This is a genomic window from Ruegeria sp. C8 (assembly GCF_056537565.1).
This window is the reverse complement of record NZ_JBQFRV010000005.1, coordinates 222,943-246,452: the sequence shown is the minus strand read 5'-3', so window position 1 is coordinate 246,452 and position 23,510 is coordinate 222,943. Positions and strand designations below refer to the sequence as shown.

General features: G+C 59.3%; 26 protein-coding genes. 9 read left to right on the top strand and 17 right to left on the bottom strand.

The annotated features are described in order from the left end of the window. Window positions 1–43 precede the first annotated feature (43 nt). Entirely contained in the window at window positions 44–1,078 is a 1,035-nt protein-coding gene (locus ACR0KL_RS09450; protein ID WP_480776921.1) for an NAD(P)/FAD-dependent oxidoreductase, read from the top strand. On the opposite strand, the gene ACR0KL_RS09445 is transcribed toward ACR0KL_RS09450, so the two are convergent. The 4 genes from ACR0KL_RS09445 to ACR0KL_RS09430 form a co-directional block, all read right to left on the bottom strand. Beyond that, the gene (locus ACR0KL_RS09445) at window positions 1,070–1,864 is read right to left on the bottom strand and encodes an FAS1-like dehydratase domain-containing protein (RefSeq protein WP_170677959.1); all 795 of its coding nucleotides are present in this window, start codon (window positions 1,862–1,864) and stop codon (window positions 1,070–1,072) included. The genes ACR0KL_RS09450 and ACR0KL_RS09445 overlap by 9 nt on opposite strands. A gap of 11 nt (window positions 1,865–1,875) precedes the next feature. After that, on the bottom strand, window positions 1,876–2,421 hold the full coding sequence (locus tag ACR0KL_RS09440) for an NAD(P)H-dependent oxidoreductase (RefSeq protein ID WP_170677961.1): 546 nt from the start codon (window positions 2,419–2,421) through the stop codon (window positions 1,876–1,878). Window positions 2,422–2,545: 124 nt separating this feature from the next. Next, complete coding sequence (locus ACR0KL_RS09435) at window positions 2,546–3,217, bottom strand: YiaD family glycine zipper/OmpA-like lipoprotein (protein ID WP_170471320.1); 672 nt, start codon at window positions 3,215–3,217, stop codon at window positions 2,546–2,548. A 126-nt stretch (window positions 3,218–3,343) separates the two neighbouring features. After that, a complete protein-coding gene (locus ACR0KL_RS09430) occupies window positions 3,344–4,036 on the bottom strand; it encodes a helix-turn-helix transcriptional regulator (protein ID WP_170375494.1) in 693 nt (230 codons plus the stop codon). A 109-nt stretch (window positions 4,037–4,145) separates the two neighbouring features. Here ACR0KL_RS09430 and ACR0KL_RS09425 point away from each other — a divergent pair, with 109 nt between their 5' ends. After that, the gene (locus tag ACR0KL_RS09425) at window positions 4,146–4,337 is read left to right on the top strand and encodes a hypothetical protein (RefSeq protein WP_170471344.1); all 192 of its coding nucleotides are present in this window, start codon (window positions 4,146–4,148) and stop codon (window positions 4,335–4,337) included. A gap of 2 nt (window positions 4,338–4,339) precedes the next feature. On the opposite strand, the gene ACR0KL_RS09420 is transcribed toward ACR0KL_RS09425, so the two are convergent. Then, window positions 4,340–4,987, bottom strand: a complete 648-nt coding sequence (locus ACR0KL_RS09420) for an RluA family pseudouridine synthase (protein WP_170677963.1) — start codon at window positions 4,985–4,987, stop codon at window positions 4,340–4,342. A gap of 94 nt (window positions 4,988–5,081) precedes the next feature. Between ACR0KL_RS09420 and ACR0KL_RS09415 the strand changes: the two genes are divergently transcribed. Beyond that, the gene (locus ACR0KL_RS09415; RefSeq protein ID WP_170677965.1) at window positions 5,082–5,492 is read left to right on the top strand and encodes a nuclear transport factor 2 family protein; all 411 of its coding nucleotides are present in this window, start codon (window positions 5,082–5,084) and stop codon (window positions 5,490–5,492) included. A gap of 2 nt (window positions 5,493–5,494) precedes the next feature. After that, entirely contained in the window at window positions 5,495–6,205 is a 711-nt protein-coding gene (locus ACR0KL_RS09410) for an SGNH/GDSL hydrolase family protein (protein WP_170642652.1), read from the top strand. Here ACR0KL_RS09410 and rarD read toward each other — a convergent pair. The 11 genes from rarD to ACR0KL_RS09355 all read right to left on the bottom strand — a co-directional run bounded on the left by rarD (window position 6,196) and on the right by ACR0KL_RS09355 (window position 18,836). Continuing rightward, window positions 6,196–7,101, bottom strand: coding sequence for an EamA family transporter RarD (rarD, locus tag ACR0KL_RS09405; RefSeq protein ID WP_480554790.1), 906 nt, complete (start codon window positions 7,099–7,101; stop codon window positions 6,196–6,198). The two genes, ACR0KL_RS09410 and rarD, sit on opposite strands and share 10 nt — an antisense overlap. A gap of 252 nt (window positions 7,102–7,353) precedes the next feature. Continuing rightward, a complete protein-coding gene (locus ACR0KL_RS09400; RefSeq protein WP_480776920.1) occupies window positions 7,354–9,807 on the bottom strand; it encodes a GcvT family protein in 2,454 nt (817 codons plus the stop codon). Between the two features lie 89 nt (window positions 9,808–9,896). Then, window positions 9,897–10,880 carry a GlxA family transcriptional regulator gene (locus ACR0KL_RS09395; protein WP_480776919.1) on the bottom strand — a complete coding sequence of 328 codons (984 nt, stop codon included), beginning with the start codon at window positions 10,878–10,880 and terminating at the stop codon, window positions 9,897–9,899. 17 nt (window positions 10,881–10,897) lie between these two features. Next, window positions 10,898–11,791, bottom strand: coding sequence for a homocysteine S-methyltransferase family protein (locus ACR0KL_RS09390; RefSeq protein ID WP_170677971.1), 894 nt, complete (start codon window positions 11,789–11,791; stop codon window positions 10,898–10,900). 12 nt (window positions 11,792–11,803) lie between these two features. Further along, entirely contained in the window at window positions 11,804–12,856 is a 1,053-nt protein-coding gene (locus ACR0KL_RS09385) for a zinc-binding dehydrogenase (RefSeq protein ID WP_170677973.1), read from the bottom strand. A gap of 97 nt (window positions 12,857–12,953) precedes the next feature. Further along, a complete protein-coding gene (locus ACR0KL_RS09380) occupies window positions 12,954–15,401 on the bottom strand; it encodes a GcvT family protein (RefSeq protein WP_480776918.1) in 2,448 nt (815 codons plus the stop codon). A gap of 16 nt (window positions 15,402–15,417) precedes the next feature. Beyond that, window positions 15,418–15,798, bottom strand: a complete 381-nt coding sequence (locus tag ACR0KL_RS09375) for a GFA family protein (RefSeq protein ID WP_480776917.1) — start codon at window positions 15,796–15,798, stop codon at window positions 15,418–15,420. Between the two features lie 4 nt (window positions 15,799–15,802). Next, a complete protein-coding gene (locus tag ACR0KL_RS09370; RefSeq protein ID WP_170375543.1) occupies window positions 15,803–16,426 on the bottom strand; it encodes a LysE family translocator in 624 nt (207 codons plus the stop codon). Then, a complete protein-coding gene (locus tag ACR0KL_RS09365) occupies window positions 16,426–16,995 on the bottom strand; it encodes a helix-turn-helix domain-containing protein (RefSeq protein ID WP_170375545.1) in 570 nt (189 codons plus the stop codon). The genes ACR0KL_RS09370 and ACR0KL_RS09365 overlap by 1 nt, the downstream gene beginning before the upstream one ends. Window positions 16,996–17,136: 141 nt before the next feature. Continuing rightward, entirely contained in the window at window positions 17,137–17,589 is a 453-nt protein-coding gene (locus ACR0KL_RS09360) for a GAF domain-containing protein (RefSeq protein WP_480776916.1), read from the bottom strand. Between the two features lie 74 nt (window positions 17,590–17,663). Beyond that, window positions 17,664–18,836 carry an acetyl-CoA C-acyltransferase gene (locus ACR0KL_RS09355; protein ID WP_480776915.1) on the bottom strand — a complete coding sequence of 391 codons (1,173 nt, stop codon included), beginning with the start codon at window positions 18,834–18,836 and terminating at the stop codon, window positions 17,664–17,666. Window positions 18,837–18,936: 100 nt separating this feature from the next. Here ACR0KL_RS09355 and ACR0KL_RS09350 point away from each other — a divergent pair, with 100 nt between their 5' ends. The 3 genes from ACR0KL_RS09350 (at window position 18,937) to ggt (ending at window position 21,551) form a co-directional block, all read left to right on the top strand. After that, on the top strand, window positions 18,937–19,275 hold the full coding sequence (locus tag ACR0KL_RS09350; protein ID WP_170638267.1) for an STAS domain-containing protein: 339 nt from the start codon (window positions 18,937–18,939) through the stop codon (window positions 19,273–19,275). Between the two features lie 14 nt (window positions 19,276–19,289). Beyond that, window positions 19,290–19,745: an ATP-binding protein gene (locus tag ACR0KL_RS09345; protein WP_170701174.1), complete on the top strand. Its 456-nt coding sequence runs from the start codon at window positions 19,290–19,292 to the stop codon at window positions 19,743–19,745. A 228-nt stretch (window positions 19,746–19,973) separates the two neighbouring features. Then, window positions 19,974–21,551: a gamma-glutamyltransferase gene (gene ggt / locus ACR0KL_RS09340; RefSeq protein WP_170677985.1), complete on the top strand. Its 1,578-nt coding sequence runs from the start codon at window positions 19,974–19,976 to the stop codon at window positions 21,549–21,551. 25 nt (window positions 21,552–21,576) lie between these two features. Here ggt and hspQ read toward each other — a convergent pair whose 3' ends face one another. Continuing rightward, window positions 21,577–21,903: a heat shock protein HspQ gene (hspQ, locus tag ACR0KL_RS09335; protein WP_170677987.1), complete on the bottom strand. Its 327-nt coding sequence runs from the start codon at window positions 21,901–21,903 to the stop codon at window positions 21,577–21,579. 80 nt (window positions 21,904–21,983) lie between these two features. Between hspQ and ACR0KL_RS09330 the strand changes: the two genes are divergently transcribed. Further along, window positions 21,984–22,865 carry an AEC family transporter gene (locus ACR0KL_RS09330; protein ID WP_170552416.1) on the top strand — a complete coding sequence of 294 codons (882 nt, stop codon included), beginning with the start codon at window positions 21,984–21,986 and terminating at the stop codon, window positions 22,863–22,865. Window positions 22,866–22,926: 61 nt separating this feature from the next. After that, the gene (locus tag ACR0KL_RS09325) at window positions 22,927–23,508 is read left to right on the top strand and encodes a transglycosylase SLT domain-containing protein (protein WP_170375559.1); all 582 of its coding nucleotides are present in this window, start codon (window positions 22,927–22,929) and stop codon (window positions 23,506–23,508) included. Window positions 23,509–23,510 lie beyond the last annotated feature (2 nt).

Here is a 23,510-nt window from a genome sequence, read left to right as displayed (position 1 = left end):
TAGCTAAGCGGCGCGACACTGAACAAGGAAGAGGGGTTTGGCAATGGTCGATGTGACGGTACGCGGCGCGGGCATTTTTGGCCTGTCCATCGCCTGGACCTGCGCCCGGCGCGGCGCAAAGGTGCAGGTTGTCGATCCCTTTGGCCCCGGCGCGGGCTCCAGCGGAGGGTTGGTCGGCGCCCTGGCCCCGCATGTGCCCGAGAACTGGAATGCCAAGAAAGCTTTTCAGTTCGATAGCCTGATCATGGCCGAACCCTTTTGGGCGCAGGTCGAAGCGACCGGAGGGGTCTCAGCCGGTTATGGGCGTCTGGGACGTCTGCAACCGATCATGGATGAGCGCAGCCTGCAGCTGGCGCACCAACGGCATGCCACCGCGCAAGAGCTCTGGCAAGGCCAGGCCGAGTGGCAGGTGCTATCCACGACGGAGGCAGGCCAATGGTGCCCGCCCAGCCCGACCGGCTATGTCATCCACGACACCCTGACCGCGCGGATGCACCCGCGCAGGGCCTGTGCCGCGCTGGTTGCGGCGCTCTCGGTCATGGGGGTTGAGGTGGTCGCTGAGGCCCCCGACAAGGGCCACGTTCTACATGCAACAGGTGTCGCCGGATTGCAGGAGCTCAGCCAGAGCTTCGGGAAAACTGTTGGCAATGGCATCAAGGGACAGGCGGCCCTGCTGCGCTTTGATGCGGGCGAAGTGCCGCAGCTTTTCGCAGATGCGATCCATATCGTTCCGCATGCAGACGGAACGCTCGCCATCGGCTCGACCTCTGAGCGAGACTATGATGATCCGACCAGCACTGACGACGCGCTTAACAATTTGATCGACCGCGCCACCCGCGCCGTTCCCGTGCTGCACGGAGCCGAGGTGATCGAGCGTTGGGCCGGCGTTCGCCCCCGCAGCAAAAGCCGCGCTCCGATGCTGGGTACACACCCGCTGCACGACGGTCAGTTCATCGCCAATGGCGGCTTCAAGATCGGCTTCGGCATGGCCCCGAAAGTGGCCGAGGTGATGGCGGACCTCATGCTGGACGGTCGCGATGTAATCCCCGACGATTTTCGGCCCGAAGCATCACTCTGACCGCGCTTCTGCCTGCATGCACTGCCGCCCATCGGGGCCTCGAACCCACAGGTCCGGCCCGTTGCGGCAGAGTGTGGCCGTCTCAAAGTGCAAAAGCGGCGCGGTTGCCCGGAACGAAAAGCGCGTCAGCGGGCCGATCATCTCCTCCGCAAACAACATAAGCAACTGCGCCAATAGCGGCCCGTGTACGACCAGCCCGCCATACCCTTCGACATCGCGCGCATAGTCCAGATCGTAGTGGATCCGGTGGCCATTGAAGGTAAGTGCGGAGTATCGGAACAACAGGGTGCTGTCGAAGCGCACCTCGCGGCGCTCAGTTTCGTCACGTCGCGCCATGGGCGGCGTTGGCTTCACCTCGTCCAGAGCGGGATCTTCACGATAGACCAGATCCTGCCATTCGGTGACGCAGAGCGCACCATCCTGCCAGATCTCATGCTTGAGCGTGACAAACCCCAACGGCCCAGTGCGCCCGGTTTTTCGGCTCTGCTTCTCGAGAACGGAATGCCGCTGTGCCTCTGCGCCTGCCCGCAAGGGGGTATGGAAGTGCAACCGCCCCCCGGCCCACATCCGGCGCGGCAGGCCCATGTCCGGGATCAGATCAATCCCGACCCGAGGGTGCCCATCGCGCCCCAAATCAGACGGCGCGCGCGGGGACCAGAAATAAAGCTGATGAAAGAACGGCGGCAACGCAGAACCGTCAGAGATCGTAGGCTCTAACCCCAGCGCAACCTGCAAGGCCGCTGCCCGGGCCGGGTCCATCACATCGCTTTGCCGATCCTCACGCATACCGTACCCGCCTAAAGACGCCCGACCTCAGCCCGTAGTTTTTGCATCAACGCATGTATGGTCTTTTCATAGCGCTCACTTGTCAGCCGTCCCACGTCGTCAAACGCGTTGGAGCTGTCGGCCAGATGGACCTCGGGGCCTTGCAGAATGCGCGGTTGGAACGGCACCAAATAGGCGCGAAGGACCATCTGGGCGCGCTCCCCTCCGGCCCGGCCCGCTGCGGCTGACATTACTGCAACCGGCTTGTCGGCCCAAGGTTTGCCCGACGTGCGGCTGACCCAGTCCAGCGCGTTTTTCAGCACGCCCGACGGCCCCTTGTTGTATTCCGGTGTGGATATAATCACCGCATCCGCTTGCGCGATCTGGTCGGCCAGCGTTTGCACGGCGGCTGGGATACCCTCACCCTCTTCCAGATCCCCATCATAGAGGGGCAGGTTCAGATCCGCTTCGACAAAGCTGGCAGGATCAAAAAGGCGAGCCGCCTCTCGCAGTAGTTTACGGTTTGTTGCTGACTGACGCAGGGAACCGGACAGGCCAAGAAGGGTCGGTTGGGACATTGCGGGAAACTCCGTTTCAGTGTTTCCCAATAGGTAGACCGAGACGCGCCCGATCCAAACCCCATTTCTTGCACAGATCGTGCGCAAAGGGGCAGCCCGAAGGCCGCCCGAAATGCACATAGGATTACGAGTTTGCGCTGGGTACGATCACGATCTCGACCCGGCGGTTCTGCGATTTGCCTTCCGGCGTTAGGTTTGAGGCAACCGGGTTATCTTCACCGCGCCCGATGGTGACGATCCGGCTGTAGTTCACACCGTTCGCCTGAAGGACGTCTGCAACCGCATTGGCGCGACGCTCGGACAGGCCTTGGTTGTACGAGGCCTCGCCGTCACTGTCGGTGTGACCGATGATTTGCACGTTGGAGTTCGGATAATTCACGAGGTTCTGACCAACCCGCACCAGATCGGCGCGCAAGGCCGGGCGGACCGTCGCACTGTCAGTGTCGAAGGTGATGTCATTGGGAACGGTCACAATCAGCCGGTCGCCCGAGTTGACAATGGTGATCCCGTCATTGGCCAGCTGCTGACGCAACTCTGCCGCCTGTTTATCAAGTTGGTTGCCGATCAGGCCTCCACCAGCCGCACCGATCGCACCGCCTGCTACCGCGCCCAAAAGAGGGTTCGAGTTGTTCGCGATTGCGCCGACACCAGCACCAACCAAACCACCCAAAACCGCGCCCTGCTTGGCATTCTGATTCGGATCGGAGGGCAGGTTCAACGTGCCCGGATCGGTACAGGCCGCCAGAGTCATGGCCGAGCATAGCCCGGTTGCCAGAAAAAACTTGGAAATCGTCATGGTATCACCTTCTGCTCGGGCACCCGTTGATCGGGTTTGCCTTGTTGCAGATCAGTATATCACGGCAGCGTTGCGCGGGCTCAAGCAACAAAGCGGTGAAGTCGGCGAATCCCCGCCCATACTTGTTCAGACGGTCTGCGCGGCCGGATCTTTGCCCTCCTGCTCGTTCCACAAATCCCGGAGCGAACTGCCTTGGCCACGGAAACTTTGGCCCGTGTCTTCACAGGCCCAGATACGGTCGGTCCGGAAATGCCGGAACCCGCCCCGCAGCTCGCACCACCCGGCCAGCATCGTGCATTCGATGTGGTAGATCAGAGCCACAGGCCGAATGACTCGCTCAGAGCGTTCGCCCGCACCGTTGACATAGGTGATGCGCAGTTTCTGCTCGGCCCGTATCGCTTCGCGGTAACTGGCCACAGGGATGCATCCTTTCGCGGGATCATCAACCGGCGCACCCCAGGTCGAGACCTGCAGCCAATCGGCAGGACAATGGAGCGCGTCGATCTTGTCACAGATGCGCCGCGCTGCCCGTTGCAGATGACTGTCACCGGTGCGCGCCAGCATCGATAGCCCGACCCACAGCGCCTCAACCTCTTCGGCGTCGAAATTCAACGGTGGCAGATCATAGCCGCGCCGCATCAGATAGCCAACGCCTGCCTCGCCCTCGATCGGCGTGCGCTGCGCCTGTAGCTCGGCGATATCACGGTAGACCGTGCGCGTGGAGACCTCGAGCTTTTCGGCCAGTTGATCGGCCGTCACGGGCGCATCTGCGGCCCTGAGCATCTGGATGATTTCGAACAACCGGGTCGAGCGGCTCATGTCGGGGTCTCCTGTCAAACTGCTGACAACCTAGCACATCCCCCTGACAAGGGGGTGTCAGGAGTGGTGCGCGAGATTGGGTCAGATTTCAAAAACCCGGAGGCCCAATATGCCCAGTCTAGACAACCATGTTCTGATGCACCTGAAACTTGAACGTTGGTCGCAGGATCACACCCTTCGCGCCTATGAGATCGAGCGTGAACTAGCCGCAGATCGACACCGCGCACAACCCGCGCGCCGCAAACGTTCGCGGCGGTTTTCCCTCGGGAACCTGAAACTGTTGTGGACCAACGTGGCCTGAACCTAGAAATCCGCCTTGGCACGAAACTTCATCGCCACGCCCCCTTCGGGGCTTTTCAGGCGCAGCTCTTCAGAATGCAGCATAAGGCGCGGGAAATCGCGCGCTGCGCCTTCGGCGTAAAACGGGTCACCCAGAATCGGGTGGCCCAAGGCCAGCATGTGAACGCGCAACTGATGCGAGCGGCCGGTTTTCGGAAACAGACGTACGCGCGTCGTATCACCTTCGTATTTGACAACACGCCAGTCAGTGACGGCTTGCTTGCCTGTATCATGACACACCATCTGACGCGGTCGGTTCGGCCAGTCGACGATGAGCGGCAGATCAACCGTGCCCGTCTTGGCCTCCAGCCGCCCCCAAACGCGCGCTATGTAGGTTTTACGGGTTTGGCGCTGCTCGAACTGCATGCTCAGGTTGCGTTGCGCGTGGGGTGTCTGCGCAAACACCATCACGCCCGAGGTATCCCTATCCAACCGATGCACCAACAGGGCCTGAGGGAACACCGCCTGCACGCGGGTCAGCAGGCAATCCGCCAAATGCGCACCTCGCCCCGGCACCGACAACAAGCCCGAGGGCTTGTTCACCACAATGAGTTGCGCATCTTCATGCAGCACATCCAGCGGTGTCTGGGGGGGATCGTAGGTCTCATTCATGCCCGCGTGCCTATCCCACAGCGCCACTTCCCGCAACGTCGTCCTTGCGCGCGGCACGCGTATCGTGAACCGTTGAGGCAAAAGGGGAGAGGTCATGCATCCAACAATCGAACGCATGCAAGAGGTTGTCGCCAAAGGGGACGAAGACCTCATTCACGCGCTTTTGGCCGAGGACGTCCGCTTCATGCCGCCCACCTACTACAGCACATGGACCGGCCGCGCGCCGGTCGCGGCCGTGTTGGGCCATGTGGGCAAGGTATTTGCCGACTTCCGCTATCGACGGATCATGGGCAGTGGCAATGACTGGGCGCTGGAGTTTCAATGCAAGGTCGGAGATCTGGATGCGGTTGGCGTGGACCTGATCACACTGAACGACGACGGATTGATCCAGCAATTTGAAGTCGTCATGCGCCCTCACAAGACCATCGGCGCCCTGCGTGAGGCGATGATGGCCCGTGTGATGACCGACCCGCGGTTTCTGGAATTCAAATCCGCCCTAAGCTGATCATGTCAAATCCGCTTGCCGCCGATCAGATTCTGCGTGTGCCCCTTCTGCCGGTTCTGGCGGCGCAGGGATTGGCTGTGCGCCGCAAGGCCCAGCTGCTGCCGGAACCAATCGGTCCACGCGAAGGGCGAACGGGCCGTGGGCCTCGCCTGCGCCTGTTGATTGCGGGCGACAGTTCTGCCGCCGGCGTAGGCGCGGGCACGCAAGAACAGGCGCTGTCAGGCCATTTGGTCAAACACTTGGCGCGGCATCACTCGGTCGAATGGCGGTTGGAGGCAACAACCGGACACACGACACGAGACACGCTTGAGAGGTTGCAAGCGATTGATGGCACATTCGATGCGGTTGTGACAGCGCTCGGCGTAAACGACGTGACCCGAGGCGTGACCTACAAACGCTTCGTCGAACGGCAAAACCAGTTGGCCAGGATATTGACCCAACACCTCGGCGCGCGACGCGTTGTGGCGACAGCAGTGCCGCAGATGAACCGCTTTCCGTCCCTGCCCCATCCCTTGGCTTGGGTTTTGGGTCGACAATCCGCGCGCCTGGATCGGGGTCTGCAACAGGTCGTTGCCGCCCATCCGCAACTCCGACACTTGTCACTGGATTTACCGGATGATCCCGCTCTGGCGGCGCCGGATGGATACCACCCCAGCCCCAAAACCTACGCGATTTGGGCCGAAAGCGCAGCGCGGCTTCTCCTTCAGGCCTGAGCCCGCGCCTGCCGGATCATCGGGATCGAATACACCACAAGCGCTGCCCAGATCAGAGGGAAGGCAATCATGCGGCCGCGGTCAATCTGTTCTCCGAACACGGCGACTGCGGTGATGAAGATCATGGTGGGCGCGATGTATTGCAGGATACCCATCGTCGACAGCCTGACGAGCTTGGCCCCATTGGCATAGACCAGCAACGGCACCGCCGTCACGACACCAGCGCAGGACAGCAAGAGAGTATCCGAGGCCAACATCCCGAAGTGCCCAGTTCCCTGAACACCCAGCCACGTCACATAGGCGATTGCGGGGATCAAAAGGATAAGAACCTCAAGCAGAAATCCCTGATTGGGACCAATCGGCAGAGACCTTTTGAAGAAGGCATAGAAACCCCAACTCACCATCAAACCCAGCGCCGCCCAAGGCAGACGCCCAGCCTCGACCACCAGAACCAAAACGCCCAAAGCCGCCAGACCGACAGCAACCAATTGCATGCGCGTCAGAGGTTCTCGCAGCAACACAGCGCCCAAGGCGATACTGAACAAAGGGTTGATATAATACCCGAGCGCCGCATCCAACGCATGGCCGGTTGAGATCGCCCAGACATAAATCGCCCAGTTCACCGAGATCAGCGCCGCCGTCAAAGCCGCCATTCCCAACATCTTGGGATTGCCCAACGCGGCCCTAAGGTCTCGGGTCCGCCCCAGAATGACCAGAAGAAGCCCTGCCACCGGCACCGACCAGATGACCCGATGCGCCACAACCTCAACCGGGCCAATATGGCTCAGCGCTTTCATATAGAGAGGCAGGAAACCCCACATGACATAGGCTGAAACCGCCAGTACAAACCCCTTTGGAGTGTCCGCGTTTTGTAAAGGTGAGGAGGCAGTCGCCACGGGAAATCTCCGACAAGTATCGGACCCATTTACGGCAGTTCCGGAAGGGTTGAAAACTCTGAAAACAGTGAAGTCGCACATAACGAATTGTGATGGGTCGACTTCGAAACCGCGCAATTTTGCGAGGCTCTGCCTCGCGCTCCGGGATATTTTTAGCCAGATGAAGACTGGATCCCCTGCTTCATCTGGCCCTAAGTATCTCAGGGGAGTCGCGGCTTACCGCGACGGGGGCAGAGCCCCCTGTTCTGCGGGTTAAACTTTCACGCGCTCGGACTTGGGATCATACATGGGCTTCAAAGACGCCTCGGCCTTCACTTTGACACCACAAACGTCGATCTCGTAGCTCGATGCCAGAACATCCGCAGCTTTTTCACCTTCACACGGCACATAGCCCAGACCGATAGCACCACCCAGAGTGTGGCCGTAGTTGCCGGAACTCAGATAGCCGACATATTCACCGTCACGCACGATAGGTTCGTTGTGGAACAACAGCGGCTCGGCCTCAGTCAGCTTGAACTGCACGAGGCGGTTTTTGGGGCCAGTCTCTTTGCGCGCAATCACGGCTTCGCGGCCAATGAAGTCACAGCCCTTGTCGACCTTCACGGCAAAACCAAGCCCGGCATCAACCACGTGGTCTTCACAGGTGATGTCATGCCCAAAATGGCGGAAGCCCTTTTCGATGCGGCAGCTGTCCATCATGTGCATGCCGCACAGTTTTAGACCCATATCCTGCCCGGCTGCGTGCAGCGTCTCGAAGGCATGACCTGCCATATCAGAGGAGACATAGATCTCCCACCCCAGCTCTCCCACATAGGTGACGCGGTGCGCGCGGGCGAGGCCCAGGCCAAGCTCGATCTCTTGCGCGGTACCAAATGGGTTGGTCGCGTTTGAGAAATCGTTGGGCGAGACTTTTTCGAGCAAAGCGCGCGCGTTCGGTCCCATGATGGCCAGAACGCCTTCGCCTGCGGTCACATCCGTGATGACGACGTTGAAGTTGCCTGCATAGCGCTGCATCCATGTTTGATCTGACAGACGGGTCGCGGCTGGCGTGACGACTAAATAGGCGGTCTCGGTCAGGCGGGTCACGGTTACGTCGGCCTCGATCCCGCCGGTGCGGTTCAGGAACTGGGTGTAGACAATCTTGCCGTTCGGCACCGAGTAGTCGCCGCCGCCGATGTAGTTCATGAATGCCTCGGCATCCGGACCTTCGACGCGGATTTTCCCGAAGGAGGACATGTCATACATGCCGACATTCTCGCGCACAGCGCGGTGTTCTGCGGCAGAGTTTTCGAACCAGTTCTGACGCTTCCAGCTATACTGGTATTCGCGTTCCTGCCCGTCGTTGGCGAACCAATTGGCCCGCTCCCAACCGGCTAATTCCCCCATGACCGCGCCTTGTTCCAACAGGTGATGGTGGAACGGAGTTCGCCGCACTCCGCGTGCCGTGGCTTTCTGACGGTAGGGGAAGTGATCGGCGTAGAGCAGGCCCAACGTCTCTTTCGAACGCTCGAACAAGTACTGCTTGTTGCCTTGGAAGGGCTGCATCCGGCTGATGTCGACATCGCCCAGATCAAACGGCTTCTCACCGCTGTCCATCCATTCGGCCAACGCCATGCCCGCGCCACCGGCCGACTGGATACCGATCGAGTTGAAGCCTGCCGCGACCCAGACATTGTCCATCTCGGGCGCAAGACCCAAGTGATAGGCATCATCGGGAGTGAAAGATTCAGGTCCGTTGAAGAAGGTGTGGATACCGGCTTCGGCCAGCATCGGCATACGGTTCACCGCCGCTTCGAGGATTGGTTCAAAATGGTCGAAATCCTCGGGCAGTTGATCGAACTCAAAGCTGTCGGGGATACCATTCATGCCCCAGGGCTTAGCGTTCGGTTCAAACGCGCCGAGCAAAATTTTGCCTGCGTCTTCCTTGTAGTAAGCGCATTCATCCGGGACGCGCAGAACCGGCAGCTGTGTCAGGCCATCGATGCCCTCGGTGACAATGTAGAAATGCTCGCAGGCATGCAAAGGAACGTTCACGCCCGCCATGCGACCCACTTCGTGGCCCCACATCCCGGCGCAGTTCACCACCATATCGCATTCGATATGGCCCGAGGCGCTGCCATCGTCGGCAACCCAGTCAACGCCGGTGACCTTGCGACCTTGCCTGACGATATCGGTGACCTTCACACGCTCTTTCACGATGCCACCGCGCTGGCGCGCACCTTTGGCCAGAGCCAGCGCGATATTCGCCGGGTCGCCCTGCCCGTCCAGCGGCAGATACACAGCCCCTTTGACGTCTTCGATGTTGAGGTGCGGATATAGCTCGGCCACGCGCTCATTCGAGATCTCTTCGACTTCGACCCCAAAGGCGCGGGCCATGGCGGCCTGGCGGTAGATCTCTTCCTTACGCTCTTCGGTCAGCGCGACAGTGATCGAGCCGCAGCGTTTGAAGCCCGTCGCGACACCGGTTTCCTCCTCAAGCGAGCCGTAGAGCTCCTGACTGTACTTCGCCAGCTTGGTCATGTTCGCCGTCGCGCGCAGCTGCGCGATCAGACCAGCCGCATGCCAGGTTGTACCGCTGGTCAGTTGCTTGCGCTCAAGCAGCACAACATCTTTCCAGCCCTTCTTGGTCAGGTGATAGGCAACCGAGCATCCGATCACGCCGCCGCCGATAATGACCACGCGGGTCTTGCTGGGAAGATCAACCATAGTGAAGACTCCGTTCGTTCAGGTTTGTCCCTGAATGGCATGAAAAATCGGCGCGGAATCCATCAAAAACGTCATCGCATCCGCAAAAATCATCTCTGCGCGGCTTGTCGCTTTTGATGGCGCATCACAAACGGCGTCACACCGAAAAAACTCCGGTAAACTGATGAGAACCCGTTCGGGAAACCGCAGGCCAAACCTATTTCGCGCACGCTCATAGTGGTGTTCAGCAAAAGGTTGTTCGCTTTGGCCAACCGCATTTCACGATAGAACCCATTGGGTGTGGTGCCGAAGAACGCCTTGAACTTCCTCTCGAGCGATCGATTCGAGATATTCAGGCTGTCCACAAGGTCCTGGATTGGCAAAGGGTCTTCGATGTTGGCCTGCATCAGCTTGATGCAATGATCCAGTTTCTTGTCCCCAGTCGCGGTGTTTTTTGCGCCTGAGAACGGCTGCATCGACGAAAAATCGCGTATATTTTCATGCAGCATGACGTCCGCCACGGTCAATTGCGTGGGCCCCGAGATATGCCGCCCGATCACGACCAGCGCGATATCGGTGGTGGCCCCCATACCTGCACAAGTGACGACTGCGCCGCGCTCGGTTGCGATGGACAGTTTCGCCTCGAACCGCGCGCCGCGTTCACGCAGGAATGAGGCGTTTTCCCAATGGGTTGCCAGATCGGCTGTGCCCTGCTCGTCGATATACCGGCTTGCCGCTTCGGCCAACAAAAACACCTGCGCGCCGCGATAGGTATAGTTCGACACCACCCGACCCAAAGACAGGTCGGGGTGATCCGGGTCCGAATTGCCGATCACAAACAGATAGGTGGCATCGGGTTGGGTTGGCACGGTTTCGGTCCGAACCGTTGCGTCACTGCTGCTGGCAATTGGACCACCGCGTAGGGATCGGTAGGTATAGGTGAACGGTGGCGTTGCAGACACCCGATTGGAAATCCGTAGAACATCCACCAGCGACGCGAGTTCCAGCAGCACAAAGCCCGGCGCGACCAGAATGTCGAAATGCACGGGGTTGGTCTGACGCCTGTCAGTGGCTGGCGATGATGTCTCGGACATACCGTTCCCTTGTCGGTTCAGACGATCCGATGACCGGCTGATTCCAGGCGGCGCGCGAGGGCCTCGATATGATCCGGGCCGATCTCGCAGCATCCGCCAACGATTGTTGCGCCTTGCTCGACCCAGGCCATCGCGTGGTCGGCATAGGCCTCGGGGCTTAGGTCGTGGCGCTGTGCGAGACTATCAACCGTGGGGGCATCTTGCAAAAACCCCTCGGCGATATGGGTGAAGCCGTTTGCATAGGCACCACATGGCAGTCCCATCCCTGACAATATTTCAAGCCCGGCTGGAACCGCTTCGGGACGGGTGCAGTTGATCAGCACGGCTTGCGGATTGTAACGCTTGACCAAGGGGGCAATCTGATCCAACGGCTCACCAGATCGCAGACGCGTTCCGTCTTCATCCATCGGAGACAGTGCCAGCCACACAGGTTTCCCGCAGCCAGCAGTGCCCCTCAGGGCGCCTTCGGCCTCCATCACCGACGAGACGGTTTCGATCAGGATCAGGTCCACACCATCCCCCATAAGCGCGACCAGTTCAGCGAATTTGCGTCCGGCCTCCTCCGGATCAGGCTCAAGATCGGGTCTGTAGGAGGCCAATAACGGCCCAAGCGCTCCTGCGATGCGCCCACCACTTCCTTCGCGCGCCAGATCGGCCTGAGATACGGCCGTATGGATCAATTGCGCCAACTGATCCTCGATCCCTTCGCGCACAAGGCGCGAGCGGTGGACGGCATAGGTGTTGGTCGTCGCAACAGTAGCCCCACGCCGGAAGTATTCGGCATGCACCTCACGCACCAACTCCGGATGATCGATCATCACCCGCGTCGACCAGAGCGGCGTCGGTTGTTTGCCGCTGCGCTTGACCAGCTCCTGCCCGATCGAGCCATCTAACAGAGTAATTTCGGCCATGTCATAAACTCCTTACGGGATCAGCACCAATTTCCCCGGCAACGCTTTGGATTGGAAATCCTCTTGTGCCTTAGCAATATCCCTTAGGGGATAGGTGCGGGAAATCAAAGGCTTGATCCGACCGGCATTCATTAGCTCAGCCAGACGGCCAAACACCTCAGGCGATTGGTGAGTGCAGCCGTGAATGGTGATATCGCGCAGGTAGATGTCGCGCAGATCGGCCTGCACCATCGGGCCTGCAATCGCACCTGATACAGCGTAGTGCCCGCCGGGTTTCAGGGCCAGCACGAGGCCCGCCCATTTAGGGCCTCCAACCACGTCGATCACGACGTCGAACATATCTGCAGGCAACACAGCATCGCGATCAAAGGTCTCAACCGCGCCTTGGGATTTCACAACCTCGGCCTTGGCGGCACTGGTTATGCCCCAGACGGACGCGCCGCGCAGGCGGGCCAGTTGCACTGCCGCCAGACCGACACCCCCCGAAGCCCCCGTGATCAGCACCTTGTGGCCAGCAGTGACCCCGGCGCGGGTCAAAAGGTTCTCGGCCGTGCCAAAGGCGCAGGGAATGGCCGCGATCTCGGTGTCTGACAGGGGCGAGGCAGAGACATCGTAGAGAACATCCGCCTCGACCAGACAATATTGGGCAAAGGCGCCATCAATCTCAGAGCCTAAGGCAATAAACCCCTGTGGATGGCCAGGTCGCGGGCGCGGCAGATTGATCGGGCAGGTCACGCGCTGACCGGGTTGAAACCCTGAACCCGGACCGGCTGCTTCGACAATGCCGCACAGGTCGCCGCCTTGAATTCGAGGAAACTGTAGCGCACCGCCCCACCCTCCGGCGTCGACATCCTGATCGACGTCATCGGTGGCCCCGGTCACGTCCGAGGAGTACCACCCGACCCGCGTATTGATATCGGTGTTGTTGACCCCGGCAGCTGCGACGCGGGCCAGAACCTGCCCGGGACCGGGCGTTGGAACGGGAATATCCTCGCGCCACTGCAAAGCCTCCGGCCCGCCGTGATGAATGAGGTATACGCCGGACATATGTGCAGGGATCGTCATTTCAGCCTTCCGATTTGGACTTTGGTGAAAGGCAGACTGGGGCCCACCATGGGCCCCAGCTTGGAGTTTTGTGCCAATTTGGCAATCCCCAAAGGGATCAAGCGCGCAGACGCTCGTTGGCGGGATCCCAGAGCGGCTGGTCTTCCTGAACAACGGCGCGGTACTTCTGGCCGTAGATCTCAACCTCAAGCTCAGTACCCGGGTTTGCGACGTCGGTCTTGACCATGCCCAACGCGATGGACTTGCCAACGCGATAGCCCCATGCGCCCGAGGTGGTCTCGCCCACGATCTGATCGCCCTGCCAGATGCAGGACATGTAAGGCGCGTCGCAATCGCCTGCGTCCACTGTCAGCGTGACAAAGGATTTCTTCACGCCCTGTTGCTTTTCGTTCAGGATCGCGGCCTTGCCGGGGAAGTCTTGCGGTTTGTCCAGTTTAACAAACCGCTCCAGCCCGCCTTCCAGTAGCGAGTAGTCGGTCGACAGATCGCCCTTCCACGCACGGTAGCCTTTCTCGATACGCAGAGAGTTCAGGGCGTACATGCCGAACGGGGTCGCACCCGCGTCGAGGATCGCTTCGTAGATCGCGGGCATGTCTTCGTTGAGGGCGTGAACCTCCCAACCCAGCTCTCCGGCGAAGGAGACGCGGATCAGGAAGACTGGTTTGCCCGCAACCGTCGCGGACTGATGCGTTAGCCAGCCAGTGGACAGGTCCGCATCGCTGAGGCCCGAGAGGATCTCGCGCGATTTCGGGCCGGTCACGATCAGCGTGTCACGAGTGGTAGTGACGTCCTCGACTGAAACGCTAGAGGGCATGGCGGACATCAGGATGTCGCGGTCGTGCCACTGCGCGGTGGCGGCTGTGATCATCACAAACTCATCCTCGCCCAGGCGAATACAGGACATCTCGGTCAGGATACGGCCACGGTCGTCCGAAATGTAGACGAGGTTGATGCGGCCAATCTTGGGCAGACCACCGGTGATCAGGCCACGCAGAGTTTCGGCAGCACCTTCACCTTTGACCATGAAACGCGAGAAGCCCGGCAGGTCCAGCACACCGCAATTGTCGCGCACGGCTTCGCATTCTTCCTTGATGCGCTGCTCCCACGGGCCCGAGCGACCCCATGTATGCGTGGCCTCAAGCGAGGTGTCGTCGCCCGGCTTGGCAAACCAATTGGCACGTTCCCAGCCGTTATAGGCCCCCATGACACCGCCGAGCTCTTTGACCTTGGCATGGACTGGCGATAGCTTCTTGTCGCGCGCAGCAGGCCATTCGTGGTGCGGGAAGTGCATGGCATATTCGTTGCCGTAGACCTCCATGCCCTTCTGGTTGCAGTAGTCCTGATCGGTGTAGTCGGTGTAGCGGCGCGGATCGACGGCCCACATATCCCACTCGGTGTGGCCATCAACGATCCATTCGGCCAGTACTTTGCCTGCACCACCACCTTGCGCGATGCCGAAGGTAAAGCTGTGCGCTTCAAATGCGTTCTTCACACCGGGCATTGGGCCGATCATCGGTAGACCGTCCGGCGCGTAAGGGATCGGGCCGTTGATCACGCGACCAACCCCCGAGGTTGCCATCAGCGGAACCCGTTCCATCGCGTCCGTGATGATGTCCTCAATCCGGTCCAGATCGTCGTTCCAAAGTTGGAAGCTGAAATCCTCGGGCATCGGGTCGTCTTCGGTCATCCATTCGCCCTTACAGTTGGGCTCGTAGGGGCCAAGGTTGAAGCCGTTCTTTTCCTGACGCAGGTAGTATGAGATATCCACGTCGCGCAGCAGAGGCAGTTTGCCACCGTTCTCCTTCGACCATGCCTCAACCTCGGGGACTTCATCGGTCAGCAGGTACTGGTGGCTCATGACCATGGCGGGCACCATGCGGCCGCCATAGGGTTTGAACATCTCACCCACACGCTGCGCGTAATATCCGGCTGCGTTGACGACATAGTCACAGGCAATGTCGCCCTTTTCGGTGTGAACGGTCCAAGTGCCGTCATCGTGTTGCGTTACATCGGTGGCCGGGCAGAAGCGGATGATTTTTTGGCCCAGATCACGCGCGCCTTTGGCGAAGGCTTGTGTCAGCTGCGCCGGATCAATGTCGCCATCGGTCGGGTCGTACAGCACGCCTTCCAGATCATGGGTTTCAAGGAACGGGTAGCGCTCTTTCGCCTGCTCTGGGGTCCACATCTCCATCGGGATGCCCTGGTACAGACCCATCGACATCGCGCGTTCGAATTCCTGCATGCGCTCTTTACTGTGCGCCAAACGGATAGACCCCGAAACGTGGTAGTTCATCGGATAGTCGACTTCTTCGGCCAGACGCGAATACAGCTCGGTCGAATAGCGCTGCATGTTCATGATCGCCCACGAAGTCGAGAAGGTCGGCACGTTACCCGCCGCGTGCCATGTAGACCCCGCAGTCAGTTCGTTCTTTTCCAGCAGAACGCAGTCCGTCCAGCCCTTTTTCGCCAGATGATACAAGGACGAGCAGCCGACAACGCCGCCACCGATGATGACCACACGGGCCTTGGTTGGAAAATCACTCATGTGTTTTGATCCTCTGTTACTGTGCCCGCTGGGGCAGATCGTCTGAGATGTCGTAGTAGTCACCCTTGTCCGCGACAAAGATGTGCTTTGAGAGTTTCAGTCCCGTCGGTTCGCTGAGCGCCCCCATCGAGATCGAAATCGTGTCTTCTTCATTGTGCTGCCAGAACAGGAATGAGCCGCATTCGCTGCAGAACCCGCGCCGTGCCGTTTCTGAGGAGCGGAACCAACGTAGCGTGTTACTGGCGGTGAAGCTTAAGTTGTCCTGATGTGTCCAAGTCGATGACCAGACATGACCCGATTGTTTGCGGCACTGACCGCAATGGCAGGCAGAGGGCGGCGAGAGGTCTCCGTCAATCGTAAACGCGACTTTGCCGCAAAGGCAGGATCCCGTCTGCATATAGCTACCCCCTTGCTGCGGGCGAAGAGCTGGCACCCAGCAACACGCCATAGATGATGAAACAGGTCGCCATGATCCGGCGGACCCAGATATTGAACACAGCCCCCAATGCCGCCTTGCCCATCAGCGCGCCCAGCAGGGTAAAGCCGGTATAGCTGAGCGTCGTGATGATCAGAGCGGTCGGCATGATCACCCCCATCTGCTGCCAGATCGGCACGTCGGGCTGCACAAATTGCGAGAAAGCCGCCAGATAGCCAGCAACGCTTTTGGGGTTGATCGTCGCCACCGCCAGCGCATGCAGATAGACATGCCGCGCAGGGCGCTCAGTGGCAGGCGCTGGCCGTTTCGCGTTGATCCATCCGCGAATACCGACCCAGATCAGAAACCCCGCCCCGACCAATTTGGCAATGAAGAACGCGGTGGGTGAGGCTGCGATCAGGGCGGTTACGCCCAATGCCGACAAGCTCAAAAACGCACTGGCCTGCGTCAGGATCGCAAGCACACCAAGCATCGCCTTCGGGAAGGGCAAGCTCATGCCGTTTGAGATACAATTGACCGCGTTCGGCCCCGGAGTGATGACGAACACCACCCAGAACAGCGCGAATATGGTCCAGGCCTCAAAGCTCATCAGTATACCGGTGGTGCAATGACCCAGATGGCCACGGCGGGCTCATCATAGGGGTTTGCCCATTGATAGGGTTCGTGCTTGATCCGGAAACTGTCGCCCGGGCCGACCGTGAAGTGCCGCGCGCCGATCGTCAGGTCCAGTTGGCCCGAGATCATATATCCGACCTCCTGCGTAGGTCGGTCCGCGGGTTTTTGCATTTTGGATCGGGGCTCAAACGTGGAATGCACCATCTCGAAATCATCGGTCAGGTCTGGCGACAGCAGTTCTTCGATCAGACCTTCTTCACCCGAGCCCATAGGACGTCGTGAAACGGCGCGAACCACATAGCCTTGCTCCTCAACCGGAGCGGCAGAATGCGAAAACAGCATCGACATGGGAACACCCAGACATTCCGCGATCTGACGCAGGTCCGAGATTGAAGGGTCGGACATGTCCCGCTCGACCTGACTCAGCCAGCCGACCGAGCGGTTCAGGCGATCGGCAATTTCAGTCAGCGTCAAACCCCTTGCCTTTCGCAAGGCTCGCAAGTCCGCTCCGAGCGTCGCGCGCTGAGGGGTTTGCGTGTTCAAAGCCAGACTCCGATTCTCGTGAAATTCCTTCTACGTTTTTCACGATGCCTCAGTTCCGTGAAATTTCAAAGCATTTTTTCACGACAAATCATAGACCAGAGACCAAACCCAAGTAACACAAGGATTTAGTTAGGGTTGCAGCTAGGCGGAGAAAACGTTCTGAAGAATTTTGGTCAGTTCGGACGCGTCAACATCCGTGAAAGCATCCGGCTGGTCGCTATCGATGTCAAACACGGCAACAACGGCGCCCGAGGCATCGCGTACGGGCAAAACAAGCTCTGACCTTGTGGAAGATGCGCAGGCGATATGACCAGGAAAGGCATCCACATCCGGAACCAGTTGCACCTCACCCGTGCGCGCGGCTGCGCCGCACACGCCGCGCTCGAACGGGATGACTAGACAGCCGTGACCGCCTTGATACGGGCCGATCTTCAGCAGGCCCGGTTCGGTGACGCGGTAGAACCCCGTCCAGTCAAAGCGATTATCGGCGTGATGCACCTCGCACGCGATGGTCGCCATCAGGGAGACCTGATCGGTTTCGCCTTCGGTCAGGGAGGCGATGTTTTTGGCGAGGGTGTCATAGTCGACGGTCATATTGGCGTTGCTCCGATCCAGGTCTTGGGGGGCGACGACCCCAGTCCCCGGAGTATTTGCAAAAGCGCAGAGGGTCAAACGCGTTCGATGGCGATTGCCGTGCCCTCTCCGCCACCGATACAGATCGCTGCGATCCCGCGTTTCAGGTCGCGTTTTTCCAGGGCATTCAGAAGGGTGACCATGATCCGGGCACCAGATGCGCCGATTGGATGGCCCAGGGCGCAGGCGCCACCATTGACGTTGACCTTGTCACGCGGCAGCCCCATTTCGTGCATGAAAGCCATCGGAACCACGGCGAAGGCTTCATTCACCTCCCACAGGTCCACATCATCTTTGGTCCAGCCCAGACGCTCAAGCAGCTTTTGCGCCGCAGGAACCGGAGCGGTTGTGAACAGGCCCGGGGCCTGCGCATGGCTGGCGTGGCCTAAAACGCGCGCGCGGACGGTTAGTCCTTTCGCCTCAGCGGCGTCTGCAGCGGCCAGAACGAGAGCCGCCGCTCCGTCGGAAATGGAGGAGGAATTTGCCGCCGTCACCGTGCCGTCTTTGCGGAAGGCCGGTTTTAGCGTCGGGATTTTCTCGGGTCGGGCGGATTTGGGTTGCTCGTCCGCCTCAAGCACCAGCGTCCCCTTGCGGGTTTGCACGGTGACCGCAGCAATTTCCCCATCAAAAGCGCCACTGTCCTGAGCGGCCAGCGCGTTCGAGAGAGATCGCAGCGCGTATTCATCCTGCGCTTCGCGGGTGAACTGATAGGTCTCGGCGCAGTCTTCGGCAAACGTTCCCATCAGGCGGCCTTTGTCATAGGCATCTTCAAGCCCGTCCAGAAACATATGGTCTACGACCTGTCCGTGCCCGATCCGCGCTCCGCCGCGCATCTTCGGCAGCATGTAGGGCGCGTTTGTCATACTCTCCATCCCGCCCGCGATCATGGTATCTGTGTGGCCCAAAGCGATCTGATCAAACGCGATCATGGCGGCCTTCATACCTGAACCGCACATCTTATTGAGGGTCGTGGCGGGCACCTCTTCTCCCAAACCGGCGGCAAACCCCGCCTGACGCGCCGGGGCCTGTCCCTGACCTGCAGGAAGCACGCAGCCCATCAGGACTTCGTCGACAGTCTCCGCACCCGCCTGCTGCAAGGCGCCGCGAATCGCGGTTCCGCCAAGGTCAGCAGCGGGAACACCATCGAACATGCCCTGGAACCCTCCCATAGGTGTACGGGCCGCGCCTGCGATCACTACGTTTTTCATCGGAATTCCCTCCTCTTGCCGGAACTTGAATACCGAATGGTAAGATTTGCCGTCTAGCGTATTTCTACGACGCAATTTCAGCTGAAAAGGGCGGTCAATCATGGGGCTGACCAGCACAACTACCGAAGGGGCACAGATTATCACCGTTCATTCGGAACGGATAGATGCGGCCATCGCGATCCAGTTCAAGGAAGACATGCGCCGCGAAACAGAAACCGACGCAACGCGCATCGTTCTGGATCTGGCAGGCGTGGAATTCATTGATTCAAGTGGTTTGGGAGCCATCGTCGCCTCGATGAAACAAATCGGCGGCGAACGCCGGCTGGATCTGGCCGGGGTGCAACCCGTGGTCGAAAAAGTGTTTCGCCTAACGCGAATGGACACCGTTTTCAGGTTGTTCGACTCCCTCGACGACGCGTTGTCGGCGAAGCCAGAGTAATGCGGCCAACGTAGATGTGTGTAACGCCGTCCAGTGATCAAACCTGCCTGCAACTGAGTTTTCCGGCGATTGAAGCGGAAGCCAGCGCTGGCATTGCGGAGTTGAGCGCAGGCCTGGCCCACCACGGCTTGCCTGTCGAAAAAGCGGACGACGTGAAGATTGCCTTGGCGGAAGCGATCAACAACGTCGTCGAACATGCCTATTCTGGTATTGAACCCGCCAAAGTGCAGGTCTGTTGCCGGTTGGAGCACAACCAGCTGGACATTCTGATATCGGATACGGGGCGGCCACTGCCCGGATGCAAACCTCCAGATGGGACCCCGGCCTCGGTTGAGACCAGCCTGCAGGACCTGCCAGAAGGGGGTTTTGGTTGGTATCTGATTCACGAACTGACAAGCGAGATTCGGTATGAGCGTCGCGATGGTTGCAATCTGTTGTCACTGCGGTTCGACGTCCCTATGCCCGAATGAACCAAGGGATTTGACGCGAAATGGCCACAATAAGGCCTTTTTCGAACCATTGCGCCGCCCCAAACGACTGTCAAACATATCACCGTAGCTCAGATAGCTTCCCTCGGCGTCAAGTGTCACAGCCCCCACCCAGTGAACGGCGCCGAGGAACCTCCCTCCTCTCTTTGAAGAACTGGACAATCATTCCCTGCGCGATAGTTTCGCTATGTTCAAAGTAAGGGGATGATGATGCGGGATCTACACAAGCCGGGCCGCTCCGAAGTTTTGGCCACAAACGGGATGTGCGCGACCTCGCACCCCCTTGCCGCGAAAGCCGCCGTCGACATTCTGGAACGCGGCGGTAATGCCATGGATGCAGCCATTGCCGGAGCGGTCTTGCTGGGGATTTGCGAGCCGCAGATGACCGGTTTGGGTGGCGATTGCTTTGTCCTCTACAACCGTGCGGGGGAAAACCAGATCCGAGCGTTAAATGGCTCGGGCCGGGCACCTGCTGCTGCGCAAGCCAGCGCGCTGCGGGAACAAGGCTTGACCTCGGTGCCTCTGACCAGCCCAGACGCGGTTACGATCCCGGGCGCGGTCGACGCGTTCTGTCATCTCAGCCAGACCGAAGGCCGACTGGGGCTGGATGCCATTCTGCAACCGGCCATTCACTATGCAGAAAAGGGTGTGCCGGTTGCTCCACGCGTTTCCTTTGACTGGCGCAATGGCGAACCGACCCTTCAGGGGGCTGCGCGGGATCACTTTTTGATCCATGGGCAAGTCCCAAAGACAGGCCAGGTCTTCCGCGCGCCAAAACAAGCCGAGGCTCTACGACGGGTCGCAAAAGATGGGCGGGATGCCTTCTATTCAGGTGAAATCGCGGAGGATATGATCAACACCCTTTCTGCCTTGGGGGGCCTCCACACCGCCGAGGATTTCCAATCGACCCAATGCACCCCCTCCGAACCGATGCGCGGCACCTATCACGGCGTTGATCTGGTCGAGCATCCCCCCAACGGCCAAGGCGCAACGGCGATCTTGCTGCTCAATATTCTCAAGCATTTTGACCTTGCCAGCATGGACCCATTGGGCGCGGAACGGGTGCATATAGAGGCCGAAGCGACAAAATTGGCCTATGACGCACGCAACCGTTTCATCGCAGATCCCGACCATATGGCGCGGGCCGAGCGGTTTTTGGACAAAGACATCGCCGCATCCCTCGCGGCTTTGATCGACCCTAAACGGGCCATGCCCGCTGCCGCCCGGCTGACCGAAGCGATTCACAAGGACACCGTCTACATTACCGTCGTCGACCGCGATCAGATGGCCGTGTCTCTGATCTATTCGATCTTCCACAGCTTCGGCTCGGGGATCGCGTCCGAGAAATACGGGATCTTGCTGCAAAACCGCGGCGCAGGCTTTACCCTACAAGCCGGGCACCCAAATGAGTTGGGCGGAGGCAAACGCCCGATGCACACGATCATTCCCGGCATACTGGCCGAGAACAACCGCGTTACGATGCCCTTCGGCGTAATGGGCGGGGCGTATCAACCCACAGGACATGCGCGGTTCGTGTCAAACCTGATGGATTTCGGCTTTGACCTGCAAGAGGCCATCAACGCCCCCCGCGCCTTCGCCGACGGAGGTATTCTGAAGCTCGAGCGCGGGTTCCCCGAAGCGGTTGCTCAACAATTAAGCGAAATGGGTCACACTGTGGAGGCCCCAGAAACTCCACTGGGTGGCGCACAGGCCATACGAATCCGTGAAGACGGTGTTTTGGAGGGGGCCAGTGACCCCAGAAAGGACGGTTGCGCGTTGGGATATTGATCAACGCGCCGACGCGACGCCCCGATCAGTTCAGATGGAAGTGCAGCGGGTAGGACCCATCCTCGAAAGGGCCGAACATGTTGGGGATGTCAGGATGCTCAACCGGCTCACCCGATCGGTCCTCGATCAGATTTTGTTCAGAAACATAAGCTACATAGAAGGATTGGTCGTTCTCAGCCAACAGGTGATAGAACGGCTGATCCTTGATCGGCCGACTGTCTTCGGGAATGGCTTCATACCATTCCTCGGTATTCGAAAACTCTGGATCCACGTCAAAAATCACCCCTCGGAAGGGATGTTTTTTATGTCGCACTACTTGTCCCAGGCCGTACTTGGCGCGTGTCTTTAGCATTGTTTCAGCCCCCAAAGAAGTTACTACCTCTTTCCGGGCAGAAAAGCCAATCATTGATGTGAAATTAAGGGAAACAGTCTGTGAACCTCTTACTGACAGTGTTCGAAATTGCGGCACCCGTGTTCCTTTTGTCAGCAATCGGCTTTGTCTGGGTCAAGCTTGGCTTTGAATACCGCCTACAATTTGTGACGCGCTTTGCAATGACGCTGGCAGTCCCCAGCCTGATTTTCGTGGCCTTGATGCAGACCGAAATTCCGGGTGGTGACCTGTCAAGGTTCACTCTGGCCACCATTGCGGCCAATCTGGTTCTCGCGGTCGTGTTCTGGTTTATTGTAAAGGTGCTAAAGCTTGAGCAACGCACCTACCTTTCGCCGCTGATCTTCGGAAACACCGGCAATTTGGGCCTTCCCCTATGCATCTTTGCATTTGGTCAGGCCGGTTTGGGATATGCCGTGATCTTTCTGGCCGTGACCGCGCTGTTTTCCTTTACCTACGGGATCTATCTGGTCGCGGGTAAAGGCGCTTTTGGACAGGTCATCCGTCAGCCCATGGTCTGGGCCACGCTGCTGGGGGCGCTGTTCTTGTGGCAAGACTGGGAAACACCTCTGTTCCTAACCAACACCTTGGATTTGCTGGGGCAAATGGCTGTTCCGATGATGCTTGTAACCGTTGGTGTGGCAATCGCGCGACTAACCTCTCGCAGTCTTCACCAGGCCATTTGGCTGTCGCTTCTCAAGCTGGTGGTCTGCTTTGCCCTCGGATGGGGCGTTGCCATCCTCTTCGGGCTTGAAACCATCGCATTCGGTGTTCTGGTCTTGCAAATGTGTACCCCGGTCGCTGTCACTTCATACCTGCTGGCCGAGCGGTTTGAGGCCGACGCAGACGCCGTAGCAGGCATGGTTATGGTCTCAACGGTGCTGTCTGTCGCCGCGTTACCGGGTGTTTTGGCTATCGTTCTGTAACGATTGTGATTTCCTCAGCGCTCAATCTGCGCTAGAATGCCAGAAAAAAGGCACGAGGCACATGAGCAGAATTCTATTCGTACTCCTAGGGGTGCTGCTTTTGGCATCCTGTGGTGGCGGGTCTAAACAGCCACCCAGCAGACTAAATGACGCGTGCAGCATTGCGCGCGAGAAACCTGACTACATCAAAGCCTTCAAAAAAACCGAGCGGAAATGGGGTGTCCCCGTTCACGTTCAGATGGCGACGATCTATCAGGAAAGCCGCTATCGTCATGATGCGCGCACCCCGCACCGCTATGTGCTGGGCGTGATCCCGATGGGTCGGCAGAGCAGCGCCTTTGGCTACAGCCAGGCTCTGGACGGCACTTGGGAAGAATACCAGCGTGAAACCGGAAAACGCCGCGCCAAGCGGGACCGAATTCGCGACGCGTCCGATTTCATCGGCTGGTACATGAACAAAACCTACGAGCGGAACGGCATCAACCTGGGCGACACGCGCAACCAGTATCTGGCCTATCACGAAGGTCATACAGGCTATGCGCGCGGCAGCTACAACCAGAAATCCTGGCTATTGAATGTGGCCAGCGATGTCGATGCACGGGCCAACCTGTATCAAGCTCAGCTGGCCAGCTGCCGCTACTGACT

What these genes read in the sequence shown, in the direction of transcription:
- ACR0KL_RS09450 (WP_480776921.1), top strand. Translation starts at nt 44, where the DNA reads ATGGTCGATGTGACGGTACGCGGCGCGGGCATTTTTGGCCTGTCCATC.
- ACR0KL_RS09445 (WP_170677959.1), bottom strand. Translation starts at nt 1,864, where the DNA reads ATGCGTGAGGATCGGCAAAGCGATGTGATGGACCCGGCCCGGGCAGCG.
- ACR0KL_RS09440 (WP_170677961.1), bottom strand. Translation starts at nt 2,421, where the DNA reads ATGTCCCAACCGACCCTTCTTGGCCTGTCCGGTTCCCTGCGTCAGTCA.
- ACR0KL_RS09435 (WP_170471320.1), bottom strand. Translation starts at nt 3,217, where the DNA reads ATGACGATTTCCAAGTTTTTTCTGGCAACCGGGCTATGCTCGGCCATG.
- ACR0KL_RS09430 (WP_170375494.1), bottom strand. Translation starts at nt 4,036, where the DNA reads ATGAGCCGCTCGACCCGGTTGTTCGAAATCATCCAGATGCTCAGGGCC.
- ACR0KL_RS09425 (WP_170471344.1), top strand. Translation starts at nt 4,146, where the DNA reads ATGCCCAGTCTAGACAACCATGTTCTGATGCACCTGAAACTTGAACGT.
- ACR0KL_RS09420 (WP_170677963.1), bottom strand. Translation starts at nt 4,987, where the DNA reads ATGAATGAGACCTACGATCCCCCCCAGACACCGCTGGATGTGCTGCAT.
- ACR0KL_RS09415 (WP_170677965.1), top strand. Translation starts at nt 5,082, where the DNA reads ATGCATCCAACAATCGAACGCATGCAAGAGGTTGTCGCCAAAGGGGAC.
- ACR0KL_RS09410 (WP_170642652.1), top strand. Translation starts at nt 5,495, where the DNA reads ATGTCAAATCCGCTTGCCGCCGATCAGATTCTGCGTGTGCCCCTTCTG.
- ACR0KL_RS09400 (WP_480776920.1), bottom strand. Translation starts at nt 9,807, where the DNA reads ATGGTTGATCTTCCCAGCAAGACCCGCGTGGTCATTATCGGCGGCGGC.
- ACR0KL_RS09395 (WP_480776919.1), bottom strand. Translation starts at nt 10,880, where the DNA reads ATGTCCGAGACATCATCGCCAGCCACTGACAGGCGTCAGACCAACCCC.
- ACR0KL_RS09390 (WP_170677971.1), bottom strand. Translation starts at nt 11,791, where the DNA reads ATGGCCGAAATTACTCTGTTAGATGGCTCGATCGGGCAGGAGCTGGTC.
- ACR0KL_RS09385 (WP_170677973.1), bottom strand. Translation starts at nt 12,856, where the DNA reads ATGACGATCCCTGCACATATGTCCGGCGTATACCTCATTCATCACGGC.
- ACR0KL_RS09380 (WP_480776918.1), bottom strand. Translation starts at nt 15,401, where the DNA reads ATGAGTGATTTTCCAACCAAGGCCCGTGTGGTCATCATCGGTGGCGGC.
- ACR0KL_RS09375 (WP_480776917.1), bottom strand. Translation starts at nt 15,798, where the DNA reads ATGCAGACGGGATCCTGCCTTTGCGGCAAAGTCGCGTTTACGATTGAC.
- ACR0KL_RS09370 (WP_170375543.1), bottom strand. Translation starts at nt 16,426, where the DNA reads ATGAGCTTTGAGGCCTGGACCATATTCGCGCTGTTCTGGGTGGTGTTC.
- ACR0KL_RS09360 (WP_480776916.1), bottom strand. Translation starts at nt 17,589, where the DNA reads ATGACCGTCGACTATGACACCCTCGCCAAAAACATCGCCTCCCTGACC.
- ACR0KL_RS09355 (WP_480776915.1), bottom strand. Translation starts at nt 18,836, where the DNA reads ATGAAAAACGTAGTGATCGCAGGCGCGGCCCGTACACCTATGGGAGGG.
- ACR0KL_RS09350 (WP_170638267.1), top strand. Translation starts at nt 18,937, where the DNA reads ATGGGGCTGACCAGCACAACTACCGAAGGGGCACAGATTATCACCGTT.
- ACR0KL_RS09345 (WP_170701174.1), top strand. Translation starts at nt 19,290, where the DNA reads ATGTGTGTAACGCCGTCCAGTGATCAAACCTGCCTGCAACTGAGTTTT.
- ggt (WP_170677985.1), top strand. Translation starts at nt 19,974, where the DNA reads ATGCGGGATCTACACAAGCCGGGCCGCTCCGAAGTTTTGGCCACAAAC.
- hspQ (WP_170677987.1), bottom strand. Translation starts at nt 21,903, where the DNA reads ATGCTAAAGACACGCGCCAAGTACGGCCTGGGACAAGTAGTGCGACAT.
- ACR0KL_RS09325 (WP_170375559.1), top strand. Translation starts at nt 22,927, where the DNA reads ATGAGCAGAATTCTATTCGTACTCCTAGGGGTGCTGCTTTTGGCATCC.